The sequence below is a fragment of the Cupriavidus sp. FW306-01-F10A genome (genome assembly GCF_058782785.1).
The window spans coordinates 300,822-316,389 of sequence record NZ_JBYSYA010000005.1 but is presented as its reverse complement, the minus strand read 5'-3'; the positions used below and the strand labels follow the sequence as shown (position 1 = coordinate 316,389).

Sequence of the window (15,568 nt, the reverse complement as noted above, 5' to 3'; positions counted from 1 at the left end):
CAAAGGCAGGAAATCGAAGTGTTTGGCGAGCTGCAAAAACCTCATGTGCTGGTACTGGGCCTTGGTGAGTCGGGCCTGGCCATGGCGCGCTGGTGTGGCCTGAACGGCTGCGCGGTGCGCGTGGCAGACACGCGCGAGGCGCCCGCCAACCTTGTCTTCCTGCAGGCCGAGCTGACTTCGGCCGAATTCGTCGGCGGCCCGTTCGCCGACAGCCTGCTCGACGGCATCGGCCTGGTGGCGATCAGCCCGGGCCTGTCGCCGCTGGAAGCCGCCACTGGCGCGCTGCTGGCCGCGGCGCAGGCGCGCGGCATCCCGGTGTGGGGCGAGATCGAGCTGTTCGTGCGCGCGCTGCGCCACCTGGAAGCCGAGTCCGGCTACGTGCCGAAGATCCTGGCGATCACCGGCACCAACGGCAAGACCACCACCACCGCGCTGACCGGCCGGCTGGTGGAGCGCGCCGGCAAGAGCGTGGCAGTGGCGGGCAATATCAGCCCGTCGGCGCTGGACAAGCTGTCGGCCTGCATCGCCTCGGCATCGCTGCCGGAGGTGTGGGTGCTTGAGCTGTCCAGCTTCCAGCTGGAAACCACGCACACGCTGGCGCCCGCCGCGGCGACTGTGCTCAACGTCACCCAGGACCACCTGGACTGGCATGGCTCGATGGAAGCCTATGCCGCGTCCAAGGCGCGCATCTTCGGGCCGGCCGGCAGCGAATGCGTGCAGGTGCTCAACCGCAACGACCGCCTGACCATGGACATGGCGCGGCCCGGGAGCACGCCGCTGACCTTCGGCACCGACCTGCCGGAAACGCCGGGCAGCTTCGGCATCCTGCGCGAGGGCGGCATGCCCTGGCTGGTGCTGGCCGAACCGGATCCGGAAGCGGAAGGGGAGGGCAAGCCGCGCCGCCGCAAGGCCGCCGAGGTGGTCCAGGAAGCCGTGCCGGTGCGCCACAAGCGCCTGATGCCGGCCGACGCGCTGCATATCCGCGGCATGCACAACGCCACCAATGCGATGGCCGCGCTGGCGCTGTGCCGCGCCATCGACCTGCCGATGAACGCACTGCTGCACGGCCTGCGCGAATACCGCGGCGAGCCGCACCGCGTGGAGTGGGTCGCGACCATCGACGATGTCGAGTATTTCGACGACAGCAAGGGCACCAACGTGGGCGCCACCGTGGCTGCGCTGTCTGGGCTGGACAAGCGCGTGGTGCTGATCGCCGGCGGCGAAGGCAAGGGCCAGGATTTCTCGCCGCTGGCCGCGCCGGTGGCGCAGTACGCGCGCGCGGTGGTGCTGATCGGCCGTGCCGCGGGTGAACTGCGCGATGCATTGCAGGGCAGCGGTGCCAGCCTGGTCGACGCCGGCACGCTGGAAGAGGCCGTGACCAAGGCTGCCCGACTGGCCGAGAACGGCGATGTGGTGCTGCTGTCGCCGGCGTGCGCCAGCCTCGACATGTTCCGCAACTACGTGCATCGCGCCGAGGTGTTCCGCGGCGCGGTGGAAGAACTGGCGCTGTCCCGGGGGATCCTGCCATGAGCGAAGCACAGGTCAAGCGCAGCGGCTTTATCGGCGCCACCATCGGCAATGCCTGGGGTGGCCTGCGCGACGCCGTGTCGGGCGTCAAGCCGACCCGCTCGCGCATGATGGAGTACGACCAGCCCATGCTGTGGGTGTCGATCGTGCTGCTCGCGCTCGGCCTGGTGATGGTCTATTCGGCCTCGATCGCGCTGCCGGACTCGCCGCGCTACGCCAACTACCGCGAGAGCCACTTCCTGATGCGCCATGCGTTCGCGCTTGGGATCGGGCTGTCGGTCGGGCTGGCGTCGTTCCAGGTCCCGGTCAAGGTGTGGGACCGCTATGCGCCCAAGCTCTTTATCTTCGCGCTGATCCTGCTGGTGATCGTGCTGGTGCCGTTCGTCGGCAAGGGCGTGAACGGCGCGCGGCGCTGGATTCCGCTGGGGGTGATGAACTTCCAGCCGTCCGAGCTGATGAAGCTGGCGGTGGTGCTGTACGCGGCCAACTACACCGTGCGCAAGCAGGAGTGGATGCAGACCGTGTCCAAGGGCTTTTTGCCGATGGGCGTGGCGGTGGTGGTGGTGGGCATGCTGCTGCTGCTCGAGCCCGACATGGGCGCGTTCCTGGTGATCGCCGCGGTGGCGATGGGCATCCTGTTCCTGGGCGGCATCAACGGCAAGCTGTTCGCCGGGCTGGTGGGCGTGGCAATAGGCGCGTTCGCGCTGCTGATCACGGCTTCGCCCTGGCGGCGCGAGCGGATCTTCGCCTACCTGAACCCGTGGGAAGAGAGCAACGCACTGGGCAAGGCCTACCAGCTCACGCACTCGCTGATCGCCTTCGGCCGCGGCGAATGGACCGGGGTGGGGCTGGGCGGCAGCATCGAGAAGCTGCACTACCTGCCCGAGGCCCATACCGACTTCATCCTCGCGGTGATCGGCGAGGAATTTGGCTTTGTCGGCGTGCTGGTGGTGATCGTGCTGTTCTACTGGCTGGTGCGGCGCGCCTTCAATATCGGCCGCACCGCGCTGCAGCTGGACCGCACCTTTGCCGGCCTGGTGGCCAAAGGCATCGGCGTGTGGATCGGCTGGCAGACCTTTATCAATATGGGCGTGAACCTGGGCCTGCTGCCGACCAAGGGGCTGACGCTGCCGCTGGTGAGCTATGGCGGCTCGGGGATCTTGATGAACTGCGTGGCGCTGGCGATCCTGCTGCGCATTGATTATGAAAATCGAGTATTGATGCGCGGAGGGAAGGTATGACCGGACCGCGCACCTTGCTCGTGATGGCCGGCGGCACCGGGGGACATGTGTTCCCGGGGCTGGCGGTCGCGCAGGCGCTGCGTGAGCAGGGCTGGAAAGTGGTCTGGCTGGGCAACCGCACCGGCATGGAGGCCACGCTGGTGCCCAAGCACGACATCCCGATGGAGTTCATCCAGTTCGGCGGGCTGCGCGGCAAGGGCCTGGTGACCAAGTTCCTGCTGCCGCTGAACCTGCTGCGCGCGTTCTGGCAGAGCATAGCCGCGCTGCGCCGGGTGCGCCCGAGCGTGGTGCTGGGCATGGGCGGCTATATCACCTTCCCGGCCGGCATGATGGCGTCGCTGCTGGGGCGCCCGCTGGTGCTGCACGAGCAGAACTCGATCGCCGGACTGGCCAACAAGGTGCTGGCCAAGGTGGCCGACCGCGTGCTGTGCGCGTTCCCGGACACGCTGCCCGGCGGCGAATGGACCGGCAACCCGGTGCGCGAGGAACTGGCGCACCTGGATGCGCCCGAAGCGCGCTATGACCAGCGCAGCGGCCCGCTGCGCATCCTGGTGGTGGGCGGCAGCCTGGGCGCCGCGGCACTGAACGAGGTGGTGCCCAAGGCCATCGCGCGGCTGCCCGAGGGCGAGCGCCCGGTGGTCACGCATCAGGCGGGCGCGAAGCAGATCGACACGCTGCGCACCAACTACGCGGCCGCGCAGGTGCCCGCGCAGACCCTGCCGTTTATCGACGACATGGCGCGCGCTTACGCCGATGCGGACCTGGTGATCTGCCGCGCCGGCGCGATGACGGTGTCGGAAGTGGCGGCCGCAGGCGTGGCGGCGATGTTCGTGCCGTTCCCGCATGCGGTGGACGACCACCAGACCACCAACGCGGAATTTTTGTCGAAGCAGGGAGCGGCCCTGCTGGTGCAGCAGAAAGACCTGACGGCCGAGGGGCTGGCGCAAACCATCGCCAGCCTGACCCGGCCGCAGCTGAAAGACATGGCGCGCCTGGCGCGCGGACTGGCCAAACCTGAGGCAACCCGGCGCGTCGCCGAGATCTGCAGTCAGCTGGCCAGGGACTGAAGCCTATATAAGCAGCAATCGAATGAAGCATATCGTCAAGAACATCCACTTCGTGGGCATCGGCGGCGCCGGCATGAGCGGCATCGCCGAGGTTCTGCTGAACCTGGGATACAAGGTCTCGGGCTCGGACGTGGGCAACAATGCCGCCACGCGGCGCCTGGCTTCGCTGGGCGCCACGGTCATGCACGGGCATGACGCGGCCAACGTGACCGGCGCCAACGCGGTGGTGGTGTCGACCGCCGTCAGCGGCGACAACCCCGAAGTGCTGGCCGCCCGCAGCAAGCGCATCCCGGTGGTGCCGCGCGCGGTGATGCTGGCCGAACTGATGCGCCTGAAGCAGGGCGTGGCCATTGCCGGCACGCACGGCAAGACCACCACCACCAGCCTGGTGGCCTCGGTGCTGGCCGAAGGCGGGCTGGACCCGACCTTCGTCATCGGCGGCCGCCTGAATTCGGCCGGCGCCAACGCGCGCCTGGGCACCGGCGACTTCATCGTGGCCGAGGCCGACGAGTCGGACGCATCGTTCCTGAACCTGTTCCCGGTGATCGAGGTCATTACCAATATCGATGCCGATCACATGGACACCTACGGGCATGACTTTGCCCGGCTTAAGCAGGCGTTCATCGAATTCACCCAGCGGCTGCCGTTCTACGGCATCGCGGTGCTGTGCGTGGATGACCCCAACGTGCGCGAGATCCTGCCGTTCGTGTCCAAGCCGGTGGTGCGCTACGGCTTTGCCGAGGATGCCCAGATCCGCGCCGTGGACGCGCGCGCGGTCGACGGCCAGATGCACTTCACCGTGCTGCGCCAGCTCGACGGCCATGCCGAGCCGCCGCTGGAGATCGTGCTGAACCTGCCCGGCCTGCACAACGTGCAGAACGCGCTGGCGGCGATCGCCATCGCCACCGAGCTGGAGGTGCCCGATACCGCCATCGTCAAGGCACTGCGCGAGTTCCACGGTGTGGGCCGCCGCTTCCAGCGCTACGGCGAGGTGGCCACGCCCGATGGCGCCGGCACCTTCACCCTGGTGGACGACTACGGCCACCACCCGGTGGAGATGGCGGCCACGCTGGCCGCCGCGCGCGGCGCGTTCCCGGGGCGCCGCCTGGTGCTGGCGTTCCAGCCGCACCGCTTTACCCGTACGCGGGATTGCTTTGAGGACTTCGTCAAAGTGCTGGGCACCGTCGATGCCCTGCTGCTGGCCGAGGTCTACGCCGCCGGCGAAGCCCCGATCGTGGCCGCCGACGGCCGTGCGCTGACCCGCGCGCTGCGCGTGGCCGGCAAGGTCGAACCTGTTTTCGTGGAGCAGATGGAAGAAATGCCGCAGGCCATCCTGGATGCCGTCCGGCCGGGCGATGTGGTCGTGACGATGGGCGCGGGCTCGATCGGGGCCGTGCCGGGGCAGCTGGTGTCGCACCAGCAATCGACGCAATCAACGCAGGGAGGCCAGGCATGAGCTTCGTCGCCCATCCCAATATCGATCCCAAGTCGCTGGGCAAGGTCGGCGTGCTGCTGGGTGGACGCTCGGCCGAACGCGAGATCTCGCTGATGTCGGGCAACGGCGTGCTGGCCGCGCTGCAGTCGCGCGGCGTGGACGCGCACGGCTTCGACCCGGGCCTGCAGAGCGTGGCCGAGCTGGCCGCTGCCGGCTTTGACCGCGTCTTTATCGCGCTGCATGGCCGCTATGGCGAGGATGGCACGATCCAGGGCCTGCTCGAGCAGCTGGGCGTGCCGTACACCGGCAGCGGCGTGCTGGCATCAGCCATGGCCATGGACAAGCAGGCCACCAAGCGCTTGTGGATGACCTATGACCTGGCCACGCCGCGCTTTGCCATGCTGCATGCGGACACTGATTTTGATGCCGTGGCGGCCGACCTGGGCCTGCCGCTGATCGTCAAGCCGGCGCGCGAGGGTTCGTCGATCGGCCTGACCAAGGTCACTGCCGCCGACCAGATGCGCGCGGCCTTCGACAAGGCCGCGGCGCTGGACAACGACGTCATTGCCGAGACCTTTATCGACGGCGCCGAGCTGACCTGCCCGATCGTGGGCGAGGGCGACAGCGCCGAAGCGCTGCCGGTGATCCGCATCGTCGCGCCCGAAGCCAACTACGACTATCAAAATAAGTACTTTACTGACGATACCCAATACTTGTGCCCGTCGGGCCTGGACCCAGAAGTCGAACGCGAGGTCCGGGCACTGGCGGTGCAGTCCTACCGCGTGCTGGGCTGCCGCGGCTGGGCGCGCGCCGACCTGATGCTGCGCGCCGACGGCAAGCCTTTCCTGCTCGAGATGAATACCTCGCCCGGCATGACCGGCCATTCGCTGGTGCCGATGGCGGCGCGCGCGGTTGGCATCAGCTACGAGGACTTCGTGATGCAGGTGGTGGCCGCGGCCACGCTGGACCTGCATCCCAACGAGCATTGGAAACCCGAATAACGCAACCGAACAGGACCGTACCGGACCATGTGGCATAACGCACGCCTGCTCAACCTGATCGCCTCCGCGCTGTACGCGCTGGTGGTGCTGATGGCGCTCGCGGCAGGCCTGCTGTGGCTGGCGCAGCGGCCGGTGTTCGCCATCACCCATGTGGAGATCGGCCCGCTGGACGGCGGCGCCCTGCGCCACGTGAACGCGCCCAGCGTGCGTGCCAGCGCGCTGGGCAAGCTGACCGGCAATTTCTTCACGCTGGACCTGAACGCGGCCCGGCAGGCGTTCGAGTCGGTGCCCTGGGTGCGGCGCGCCAGCGTGCGGCGCGAGTGGCCCAACGGCCTGGCGGTCGAGGTCGAGGAACACGAGGCGCTGGGCACCTGGGGTACGCCCGACAGCGGGCGCCTGATCAATACCTATGGCGAGGTTTTTGTTGCCAACACCGCCGAGGCGGAAGAAGACGCACAGCTGCTGGCGCTGGACGGGCCGCCGGACAGCGAGGGCGATGTGATCGAGAAGCTCGAGGTCATGCGCCAGTGGTTCAAGCCGCTCAAGGCCGAGCCGCTGGCGGTGGCCCTGTCTGGCCGCTATGCCTGGCGCGCGAAGCTGTCCAACGGCATGGAGGTCGAACTGGGCCGCGAGCAGAACGATGAGGATCGCGTGGCGATGGACCAGCGGGTCCGGCGCTTCGTCGCGGCCTGGCCGCAGGTCACCCAGCAATGGGGCAGCCAGATCGAGTATGCCGACTTGCGCTATCCCAACGGCTTTGCCATCCGCGCTGCCAATGCCCGCTTCCTGACCGAGGCGCAGATCGCAGCGGCGGTCAGGGCGGAGAAGGCGGAGAAGGCGGCGAAAGCAGCGAAGGCGGCCAAGCCGGCGCCGGCGGCAGCAGCGGTTTCAGGTACTTCCAACAACAATCCGACGCGACTGAAGAGCAAGAACGCGGAGAAAACCCGATGAGCAAGGAATACAAGGACCTGTTGGTCGGTCTGGATATCGGCACCTCGAAGGTGGCGGCGGTGGTCGCAGAACTGCGCCCCGACGGCAGCTACGAGGTGATCGGGATGGGCCAGTCAGAGTCCAAGGGTCTGAAGAAAGGGGTCGTGGTCAATATCGAGGCCACCGTGCAGTCGATCCAGAAGGCGCTGGAAGAGGCCGAGCTGATGGCCGACTGCAAGATTTCGGAGGTCTTCACCGGCATTGCCGGCAGCCACATCCGCAGCTTCAACTCCAGCGGCATGGTGGCGATCAAGGACAAGGAGGTCACGCAGACCGATGTGGCGCGCGTGATCGAGACCGCCAAGGCGGTCAATATCCCGACCGACCAGCAGATCCTGCACATCCTGACGCAGGAATTCATCATCGACGGCCAGGAGGACGTGCGCGAGCCCATCGGCATGAGCGGCATCCGCCTGGAAGTGAAGGTGCATATCGTCACCGGCGCGGTCAGCGCCGCGCAGAACATCGTCAAGTGCGTGCGCCGCTGCGGCCTGGAAGTGCACGACCTGATCCTGCAGCCGCTGGCCTCCAGCCTGGCGGTGCTGACCGAGGACGAGAAGGAACTGGGCGTGGTGCTGGTCGACATTGGCGGCGGCACCACCGACATCGCCATCTTCAGCGAAGGCGCGATCCGCCATACGGCCGTGATCCCCATCGCCGGCGACCAGATCACCAACGACATCGCCATGGCGTTGCGCACGCCGACGCCCGATGCCGAGGACATCAAGATCCAGTACGGCATCGCCAAGCAGGCGATCGCCGACCCGGACGACATGATCGAGGTGCCCGGCGTGGGCGACCGCGGCACGCGCACGCTCAGCCGCCAGGCACTGGCCGCGGTGATCGAGCCGCGTATCGAAGAGCTGTACTCGCTGGTGCACCAGGTGGTGCGCGAGTCGGGCTATGAAGAACTGTTGTCGTCCGGCGTGGTCATCACCGGTGGTACCGCGATGATGCCGGGCATGGTCGAGCTGGGCGAGGACATCTTCCTCAAGCCTGTGCGCGTGGGCGTACCGGAGTATCGCGGCAACCTGCACGAGGTGGTGAAGAGCCCGCGCTACGCGACTGTGATGGGCCTGCTGCTGGAAGGCCGCGTGCAACGCATGCGCGGGCGCAAGGTGGCCGTGCAGAGCGGCTCGGTCAAGCAGGTGTGGACCCGCATGAAGGAATGGTTTGTCGGCAATTTCTGATCAATGCGGAAATTGACGCGCTGACGATGCAACGGCGCACGGGCAGGGCGGTCTACCGGACAGGCCTGCGTGCCATGGAAGTTTTCTGGTTTTCTTTTTATTGGTTTCTTGTTCAGAAACCAGGGGTTGCGGCGGGGAGGCTGCATCGTCTGGGGACTGATTCTTCTCGGAGGCAGTGATGGACTTTGACATGATCGAAACGGAAGTGATGGACGGCACCATCATCAAGGTGGTCGGCGTGGGCGGCGCGGGCGGCAATGCCGTGCAGCACATGATCAGCCGCGGCGTCCAAGGCGTCGAATTCATCTGCATGAATACCGACGCCCAGGCGCTCAAGCGTTCCACCGCTTCGCGCGTGCTTCAACTCGGCAATACGGGCCTGGGCGCCGGTGCCAAGCCGGAAGTCGGTCGCGGTTGCGCCGATCAGGCCCGCGAGCAGATTGCCGACGCGCTGCGCGGCGCGCACATGGTCTTCATCACTGCCGGCATGGGCGGCGGCACCGGCACGGGCGCCGCGCCGATCGTCGCGCAAGTGGCCAAGGAGATGGGCATCCTGACCGTGGGCGTGGTCAGCAAGCCGTTCGACTTCGAAGGCGCGCGCCGCGCCAAGGTGGCCGAACACGGTTCCAGCGAGCTGGAATCGAGCGTCGACTCGCTGATCGTGGTGCTCAACGAGAAGCTGTTCGAAGTGATGGGCGACGACGCCGAGATGGACAAGTGCTTCCAGTGCGCCGACGACGTGCTGCACAACGCGGTGGCCGGCATTGCCGAGATCATCAACGTTGACGGCCTGGTGAACGTCGACTTCGAAGACGTGAAGACGGTGATGGGCGAGCAGGGCAAGGCCATGATGGGGACGGCCACCGTGTCGGGCGTGGACCGCGCCCGCCTGGCGGCCGAGCAGGCCGTTGCCAGCCCGCTGCTGGAAGGCGTTGACCTGTCCGGCGCGCGCGGCGTGCTGGTCAACATCACCGCCAGCCGTTCGCTGAAGCTGTCGGAAACCAAGGAAGTCATGAACACCATCCGCAGCTACGCCGCGGAAGATGCGACCGTGATCTTCGGTACGGTGTACGACGACTCGATGAGCGATGCGCTGCGCGTGACGGTGGTGGCCACGGGCCTGGGCCGCTCGGCCAAGAAGCAACAGCCGATGACCCTGCTCAAGACCGGCACGGACAACATGCCGGTGCAGATGATGGCCAACATGACCGCCGCCGCGGCCACGCACAGCTCGCCGGACTACAGCAACCTGGATACGCCGGCAGTGTGGCGCAGCTCGCGTGAGTCGGCGTCGGCCCACGTGGCGGCGCTGCAGGAAAAGGGTGTGGATACGTACGACATCCCGGCCTTCCTGCGCAAGCAGGCAGACTGAGCCCTGCCTGGCGCGGCATCGGTGCCTCCACCGGCCGCCTGACGGAACGCGTCGCCTTGTCGCGATGCACGTGCGCTCCCCATCCGCGCGTGCCTTGCATGGATTGACGTGAACCGCCGGGCTGCTGGCGGCGCCGCGCCTGCGCCGGACTGGGCTTCACCCGCATCCCGTTGCCGGGACGGGCGTGCCGCTGGCCGCCTCCCCGGACTGGTTTCCCGCCTTCCCGGTCGGGATGTATCAGCGTCCGCGCGGCGCACCCAAGAGGTGCGCCGCGCGGACGTCTTTGTAGCAAGGTGTATCGGATCCGCGCCGGATGTCACCGGATGTGACCCGGCTTTGGCAATGCGGGCAAGGCGCCTATGATCTTGAGATTGCCCGTCTGCCTGAGTGCGGGCGTCTGCGCCCCGGCATCCGGACTATTCTTCAGAAAACCCAGGAGGACCACGACCCATGATCACTGTCGGTTCCCGCGTCCCCGACGCCACGCTGCAGGAATTCTTCGAAACCGAAGGCAACGGCTGTGCGCTCGGCCCCAATGCCTTCAAGGTGGCGGACCTGGTCCGCGGCCGCAAGATCGTGGTGTTCGGCCTGCCCGGCGCTTTCACGCCGACCTGCTCGGCCAAGCATGTGCCGGGCTTTGTGCAGCACGCCGCGGCGCTGCGCGAGGCCGGCATCGACGAGGTCTGGTGCGTGTCGGTCAACGACGCCTTCGTGATGGGCGCCTGGGGCCGTGAGCAGCAGACTGGCGGCACGGTGCGCATGATGGCCGACGGCAGCGCCGAGTGGACCCGCGCGTTGGGCCTGGACCAGGACCTGGGCGCGCGCGGCATGGGCGTGCGCTCCAAGCGCTACGCGATGGTGATCGACGACGGCGTCGTCACCCGGCTCGACGTCGAGGCACCGGGCGAATTCCGCGTCAGCAGCGCCGAGGCAGTGCTGGCGGCGTTGCGTGGCTGACACAGTCATCCGGGTAGACGTGGCTAATACGCAACTTGTTAAGGCGGTGTTAACAGCCGGAAACAAAACCCGGCTGCAGCGCCCCTGAGGTGGTGGTAAAATCCCTTAATCAGAAAAGCCGCTCGATAGATTTTTATAATAGTTGAGGCTGTCATGCTCAAGCAGCGCACCATCAAATCCCTGGTAAAGACCGTTGGCATCGGCCTGCACTCGGGACGCAAGGTCACGTTGACCCTGCGTCCCGCGCCGGCGGACACCGGCATCGTCTTTACCCGCGTCGACCTGCCCGAGGCCGTCGAGATTCCCGTGGCCGCGTCGGCCATCGGCGACACGCGCCTGGCATCGGTGCTGCAGAAGGATGGCGCGCGCGTTTCGACCGTCGAGCACCTGATGTCGGCCTGTGCGGGCCTGGGCATTGACAACCTCTATGTCGATGTCGACGCCGAGGAAATCCCGATCATGGACGGCAGCGCCGCGTCCTTCGTGTTCCTGCTGCAGTCGGCCGGCATTGAAGAGCAGAACGCGCTGAAGACCTTTATCCGCGTCAAGAAAGCGGTGGAAGTGCGCGAGGGCGACAAGCTGGCGCGGCTGGAGCCGTTCTTCGGCTTCAAGCTGTCGTTCACCATCGACTTCCGCCACCCGGCGGTCGACAAGACCGGTCAGACCTTCTCGATCGACTTTGCCGACACCAGCTACGTGCGCGAGATTGCCCGCGCCCGCACCTTCGGCTTTGCGCACGAGGTGGAAGCCCTGCGCGAGATGGGCCTGGCGCGCGGCGGCAGCCTGGACAACGCGATCGTGCTGGACGAGCACCGCATGCTCAACAATGAAGAGCTGCGCTACGGCGACGAGTTCGTGCGCCACAAGATCCTGGATGCGATCGGCGACCTGTATGTGGTGGGCCATCCGCTGATCGGCGCCTATGTGGCGAACAAGTCGGGCCACGGCCTGAACAACCAGCTGCTGCGCGCGCTGCTGGCCGACCAGGAAGCGTACGAGCTGGTCACCTTCGACCGCGTCGAGGAAGCCCCGGCCGCGTTCCTGCCGCAGGCGCAGCCGGCGTTTGCCTGATCCTGGCGAACTGGCGCCAAAAAAGCCGACCCGAGGGTCGGCTTTTTTGTGTTCGGCACCGGGCTAGCGGTGATGGGCGAGCAGCGTATTGAGCGCGTCGCGCAGCGGCGAATCCGGCAGGCTGCGCGCCAGCTGGTCGAGGTTGGCGAGTCCTGTGGGCGTCATGCGGCCGCCGGTGCGCTGGCGTTGCACGGGCTCCACTTCCCAGTCCGCGTGGCGCGACACCTCCGGCTGCACCCGCACCCGGATCGCGGTGATGTGCGAGCCGCGCTGCTGCAGCCGTGCCAGCAGCGTCGGCACCACCTGGCGCACGCGGGCAGCGGCGGCGCCGTGCGCGGCCAGCAACAGCAGCACCTGGGCGTTCGGGTCGGTGGCGTCACGCTTGACGCCGGCCACGGCCAGGCCGTCGCGCATGCCGGCGGGCAGCAGTGCCAGCACCTCGGCCTCAAGCACCGACAGCTGGCGCGCGGTCTGCATCAGCGTCGAAACCGGGCCGGCCTTGGCCAGCCAGTCGTTGAGCGGCTTGGCGGCGGGGGTCTGCAGGGCGTGATGGGTGAAGCGGCGCATGCATGCATTCTAGCAAGGGGCGCGGGGGCCGCCTTGCCCGACTGCGGATTGAAGCTGCGGCGGCCGCCCCAAACTGTCGCTGACGGGGCGCGCGGGCAATCATGAGCACGACACGCGTGGTCAACATTCGGCAGGCTTGCCCGCCCTTGCGGGATGGGGCCAGGCGCGTTCCGGCCGTGACCCCGGCACATGATAAACTCGGCGTTTTGCGCCAATCTATCCATTCCTCGCCCGGCCGCCGGAGCAGCCCGCATCCCTGGGGTGCCACCCGGTTCCGCGCAGGTGAAAGCAATCGATGATCACCGGCCTTCTCAAGAAAGTCTTCGGCAGCCGCAATGAGCGGCTGATCAAACAATATCGCCGCACGGTGGCGCAGATCAATGCGCTGGAGCCGAAGTTCGAGCAGCTCTCGGACGACGAACTGCGCGGCATGACGGAGACCTTCCGGCAGCGCCACGCCGGCGGCGAATCGCTCGAGGCGCTGCTGCCCGAGGCCTTCGCCGTCTGCCGCGAGGCCAGCAAGCGTGTCATGAAGATGCGCCACTTCGACGTGCAGCTGATCGGCGGCATGGTGCTGAACGACAACAAGATCGCCGAAATGCGCACCGGCGAAGGCAAGACGCTGACCGCGACGCTGGCCGTGTACCTGAATGCCATCACCGGCCAGGGCGTGCACGTGGTCACCGTCAACGACTACCTGGCGCAGCGCGATGCCGAGTGGATGGGCCGGCTGTACAACTTCCTGGGCCTGTCGGTGGGCGTGAACCTGTCGCAGATGCCGCACGATGCCAAGCAGGCGGCGTACAACTCGGACATCACCTACGGCACCAATAACGAGTTCGGCTTCGACTACCTGCGCGACAACATGGTCTACGACCCGTCGCAGCGCGTGCAACGCCCGCTCAACTACGCCATCGTCGATGAAGTGGACTCGATCCTGATCGACGAGGCCCGCACCCCGCTGATCATCTCCGGCCAGGCCGAGAACCAGACCGACCTGTACCAGCGCATGAACGGCATCCCCAAGCTGCTCGAGCGCCAGATCGGTGAAGAGAAGGCCGACGGCACCGGCGTCGAGAAGCCGGGCGACTACTACGTCGACGAGAAGGGCCACCAGGTCTACCTGACCGAAGCCGGCCACGAGAAGGCCGAAGAGATCCTGTCGCAGCAAGGCCTGATCGGCGAGGGCGAGTCGCTCTACGCGCCGCAGAACATCACGCTGATGCACCACCTGTACGCCGCCCTGCGCGCGCACAGCCTGTTCCATCGCGACCAGCACTATGTGGTGCAGAACGACGAAGTCGTGATCGTCGACGAGTTCACCGGCCGCCTGATGACCGGCCGCCGCTGGTCCGACGGCCTGCACCAGGCCGTGGAGGCCAAGGAAGGCGTCACCGTCCAGCAAGAGAACCAGACGCTGGCGACGATCACCTTCCAGAACTACTTCCGCATGTACAACAAGCTGGCCGGCATGACCGGCACGGCTGACACCGAAGCGTATGAGTTCCAGGAGATCTACGGCCTGGAAGTGGTGGTGATCCCGACCAACCGCCCGGCCCAGCGCAAGGACCAGCAGGACCAGATCTACAAGACCGGCAAGGAGCGCTACGACGCCGTGGTGCGCGATATCCGCGACTGCTACGAGCGTGGCCAGCCGGTGCTGGTGGGCACCACCTCGATCGAGACCTCGGAATACCTGTCGGGACTGCTCGATCGCGAGCAACTGCCGCACCAGGTGCTCAATGCCAAGCAGCACGTGCGCGAAGCCGAGATCGTGGCCCAGGCCGGCCGCCCCAAGATGATCACCATTGCCACCAACATGGCCGGCCGCGGTACCGACATCGTGCTGGGCGGCAATGTGGAGAAGCAATCCGGCTTTATCGAGGCGGACCCGAACCTGTCCGACGCCGAGAAGGCCGCGCGCATCAAGCAGCTCGAGGATGAGTGGCATTCGCTGCACGAGCAGGTCAAGGCAGCCGGCGGCCTGCATATCGTCGGCACCGAGCGCCATGAGTCGCGCCGTATCGACAACCAGCTGCGCGGCCGTGCCGGCCGCCAGGGCGACCCGGGTTCGTCGCGCTTCTACCTGTCGCTGGACGACCAGCTGCTGCGCATCTTCGCCGGCGACCGCGTGCGCGCCATCATGGAGCGCCTGAAGATGCCCGAGGGCGAGCCGATCGAAGCCGGCATCGTCACGCGCTCGATCGAATCGGCGCAGCGCAAGGTCGAAGGCCGCAACTTCGACATCCGCAAGCAGCTGCTGCAGTACGACGACGTCGCCAACGACCAGCGCAAGGAAATCTACAAGCTGCGCAACGACGTGCTGGAAGCCCAGGATGTCGGCGACATGGTGACCAACCTGCGCGAGAGCGTGCTGGTTGAGCTGTTCCGCGACCACGTGCCGGCCGACACCATGGAAGAGCAGTGGAACATCGCCGGCCTGGAAACGCGCCTGCGCGAGGACTGGGGCCTGGAAGTGCCGCTGGCGCAGACCATCGAGGGCGCGCAGAGCATCGAGGACGAAGAGCTGCTCAACCTGATCATGAAGGCGGCCGCGGAGCGCTACGACGGCAAGGTCGCGATGGTCGGCCGCGAGTCGTTCGCCGGCTTCGAGCGCTCGGTCATGCTGCAGAGCATCGATACGCACTGGCGCGAGCACCTGGCCGCGCTGGACCACCTGCGCCAGGGCATCCACCTGCGCGGCTATGCGCAGAAGGATCCCAAGCAGGAATACAAGCGCGAGTCGTTCGAGCTGTTCGCGCGCCTGCTGGACCTGATCAAGAACGAAGTCACGCGCGTGACCTTCAACGTGCAGATCCAGTCGCCGGAAGAGCTGGAGCAGGCTTCGGAAGAGATCGAGGAAGGCCTGTCGCACCTGGAGAACATCCAGTACAAGCACGACGAGTTCGCCGAAGGGCGCGAGCCGGTCGAGGAAGCGCCGTCGCCGCGCACCGGTGCGGCCATGGCCGCCGCCGAGCTGGCGCTGGCGGGCATGCCCAAGGTCGGCCGCAATGACCCGTGCCCGTGCGGCTCGGGCAAGAAGTTCAAGCAGTGCCACGGCAGGCTCAGCTGAACTGAGCCCGGCCGGGTACCCGGCATGACGTCGTTCCCGCTGTGTGGGGAGTGACGCGAAAGGAAACGACATGCCCG

At 66.9% G+C, this 15,568-nt stretch carries 12 protein-coding genes; 11 read left to right on the top strand and 1 reads right to left on the bottom strand.

Annotated features, from left to right (window positions below):
- Positions 1–18: 18 nt before the first annotated feature.
- The 10 genes from murD to lpxC all read left to right on the top strand — a co-directional run bounded on the left by murD (position 19) and on the right by lpxC (position 11,851).
- Positions 19–1,530, top strand: a complete 1,512-nt coding sequence (gene murD / locus AC3WLF_RS10510; protein WP_492321579.1) for a UDP-N-acetylmuramoyl-L-alanine--D-glutamate ligase — start codon at positions 19–21, stop codon at positions 1,528–1,530.
- On the top strand, positions 1,527–2,768 hold the full coding sequence (ftsW, locus tag AC3WLF_RS10505) for a putative lipid II flippase FtsW (protein WP_010814770.1): 1,242 nt from the start codon (positions 1,527–1,529) through the stop codon (positions 2,766–2,768). The genes murD and ftsW overlap by 4 nt, the downstream gene beginning before the upstream one ends.
- Positions 2,765–3,835, top strand: coding sequence for an undecaprenyldiphospho-muramoylpentapeptide beta-N-acetylglucosaminyltransferase (gene murG, locus AC3WLF_RS10500; RefSeq protein ID WP_492321578.1), 1,071 nt, complete (start codon positions 2,765–2,767; stop codon positions 3,833–3,835). Before ftsW ends, murG begins: the two co-directional genes overlap by 4 nt.
- A 22-nt stretch (positions 3,836–3,857) precedes the next feature.
- Positions 3,858–5,291: a UDP-N-acetylmuramate--L-alanine ligase gene (gene murC / locus AC3WLF_RS10495; protein ID WP_492358176.1), complete on the top strand. Its 1,434-nt coding sequence runs from the start codon at positions 3,858–3,860 to the stop codon at positions 5,289–5,291.
- The gene (locus tag AC3WLF_RS10490) at positions 5,288–6,271 is read left to right on the top strand and encodes a D-alanine--D-alanine ligase (RefSeq protein WP_492321576.1); all 984 of its coding nucleotides are present in this window, start codon (positions 5,288–5,290) and stop codon (positions 6,269–6,271) included. Before murC ends, AC3WLF_RS10490 begins: the two co-directional genes overlap by 4 nt.
- Before the next feature lie 27 nt (positions 6,272–6,298).
- The gene (locus AC3WLF_RS10485; protein WP_492321575.1) at positions 6,299–7,222 is read left to right on the top strand and encodes a cell division protein FtsQ/DivIB; all 924 of its coding nucleotides are present in this window, start codon (positions 6,299–6,301) and stop codon (positions 7,220–7,222) included.
- The gene (gene ftsA, locus AC3WLF_RS10480) at positions 7,219–8,451 is read left to right on the top strand and encodes a cell division protein FtsA (RefSeq protein ID WP_010814765.1); all 1,233 of its coding nucleotides are present in this window, start codon (positions 7,219–7,221) and stop codon (positions 8,449–8,451) included. The genes AC3WLF_RS10485 and ftsA overlap by 4 nt, the downstream gene beginning before the upstream one ends.
- A gap of 178 nt (positions 8,452–8,629) precedes the next feature.
- Positions 8,630–9,823 (top strand): cell division protein FtsZ, encoded by a 1,194-nt coding sequence (ftsZ, locus tag AC3WLF_RS10475; protein WP_316151592.1) that lies wholly within the window; start codon positions 8,630–8,632, stop codon positions 9,821–9,823.
- A gap of 450 nt (positions 9,824–10,273) precedes the next feature.
- Positions 10,274–10,780, top strand: coding sequence for a peroxiredoxin (locus AC3WLF_RS10470; protein ID WP_492321574.1), 507 nt, complete (start codon positions 10,274–10,276; stop codon positions 10,778–10,780).
- 153 nt (positions 10,781–10,933) lie between these two features.
- Positions 10,934–11,851: a UDP-3-O-acyl-N-acetylglucosamine deacetylase gene (gene lpxC, locus AC3WLF_RS10465; protein WP_340529039.1), complete on the top strand. Its 918-nt coding sequence runs from the start codon at positions 10,934–10,936 to the stop codon at positions 11,849–11,851.
- A 63-nt stretch (positions 11,852–11,914) separates the two neighbouring features.
- Here the strand turns inward: lpxC and AC3WLF_RS10460 are convergent, their stop codons facing one another.
- Positions 11,915–12,418: a hypothetical protein gene (locus AC3WLF_RS10460; RefSeq protein ID WP_010814761.1), complete on the bottom strand. Its 504-nt coding sequence runs from the start codon at positions 12,416–12,418 to the stop codon at positions 11,915–11,917.
- 295 nt (positions 12,419–12,713) lie between these two features.
- Here AC3WLF_RS10460 and secA point away from each other — a divergent pair, with 295 nt between their 5' ends.
- Complete coding sequence (secA, locus tag AC3WLF_RS10455; RefSeq protein ID WP_492358175.1) at positions 12,714–15,491, top strand: preprotein translocase subunit SecA; 2,778 nt, start codon at positions 12,714–12,716, stop codon at positions 15,489–15,491.
- Positions 15,492–15,568 lie beyond the last annotated feature (77 nt).

Excerpts from the sequence above, each read along its gene's own strand:
- ftsW (WP_010814770.1), top strand. The coding sequence starts at position 1,527 with ATGAGCGAAGCACAGGTCAAGCGCAGCGGCTTTATCGGCGCCACCATC.
- murG (WP_492321578.1), top strand. The coding sequence starts at position 2,765 with ATGACCGGACCGCGCACCTTGCTCGTGATGGCCGGCGGCACCGGGGGA.
- murC (WP_492358176.1), top strand. The coding sequence starts at position 3,858 with ATGAAGCATATCGTCAAGAACATCCACTTCGTGGGCATCGGCGGCGCC.
- AC3WLF_RS10490 (WP_492321576.1), top strand. The coding sequence starts at position 5,288 with ATGAGCTTCGTCGCCCATCCCAATATCGATCCCAAGTCGCTGGGCAAG.
- AC3WLF_RS10485 (WP_492321575.1), top strand. The coding sequence starts at position 6,299 with ATGTGGCATAACGCACGCCTGCTCAACCTGATCGCCTCCGCGCTGTAC.
- ftsA (WP_010814765.1), top strand. The coding sequence starts at position 7,219 with ATGAGCAAGGAATACAAGGACCTGTTGGTCGGTCTGGATATCGGCACC.
- ftsZ (WP_316151592.1), top strand. The coding sequence starts at position 8,630 with ATGGACTTTGACATGATCGAAACGGAAGTGATGGACGGCACCATCATC.
- AC3WLF_RS10470 (WP_492321574.1), top strand. The coding sequence starts at position 10,274 with ATGATCACTGTCGGTTCCCGCGTCCCCGACGCCACGCTGCAGGAATTC.
- lpxC (WP_340529039.1), top strand. The coding sequence starts at position 10,934 with ATGCTCAAGCAGCGCACCATCAAATCCCTGGTAAAGACCGTTGGCATC.
- AC3WLF_RS10460 (WP_010814761.1), bottom strand. The coding sequence starts at position 12,418 with ATGCGCCGCTTCACCCATCACGCCCTGCAGACCCCCGCCGCCAAGCCG.
- secA (WP_492358175.1), top strand. The coding sequence starts at position 12,714 with ATGATCACCGGCCTTCTCAAGAAAGTCTTCGGCAGCCGCAATGAGCGG.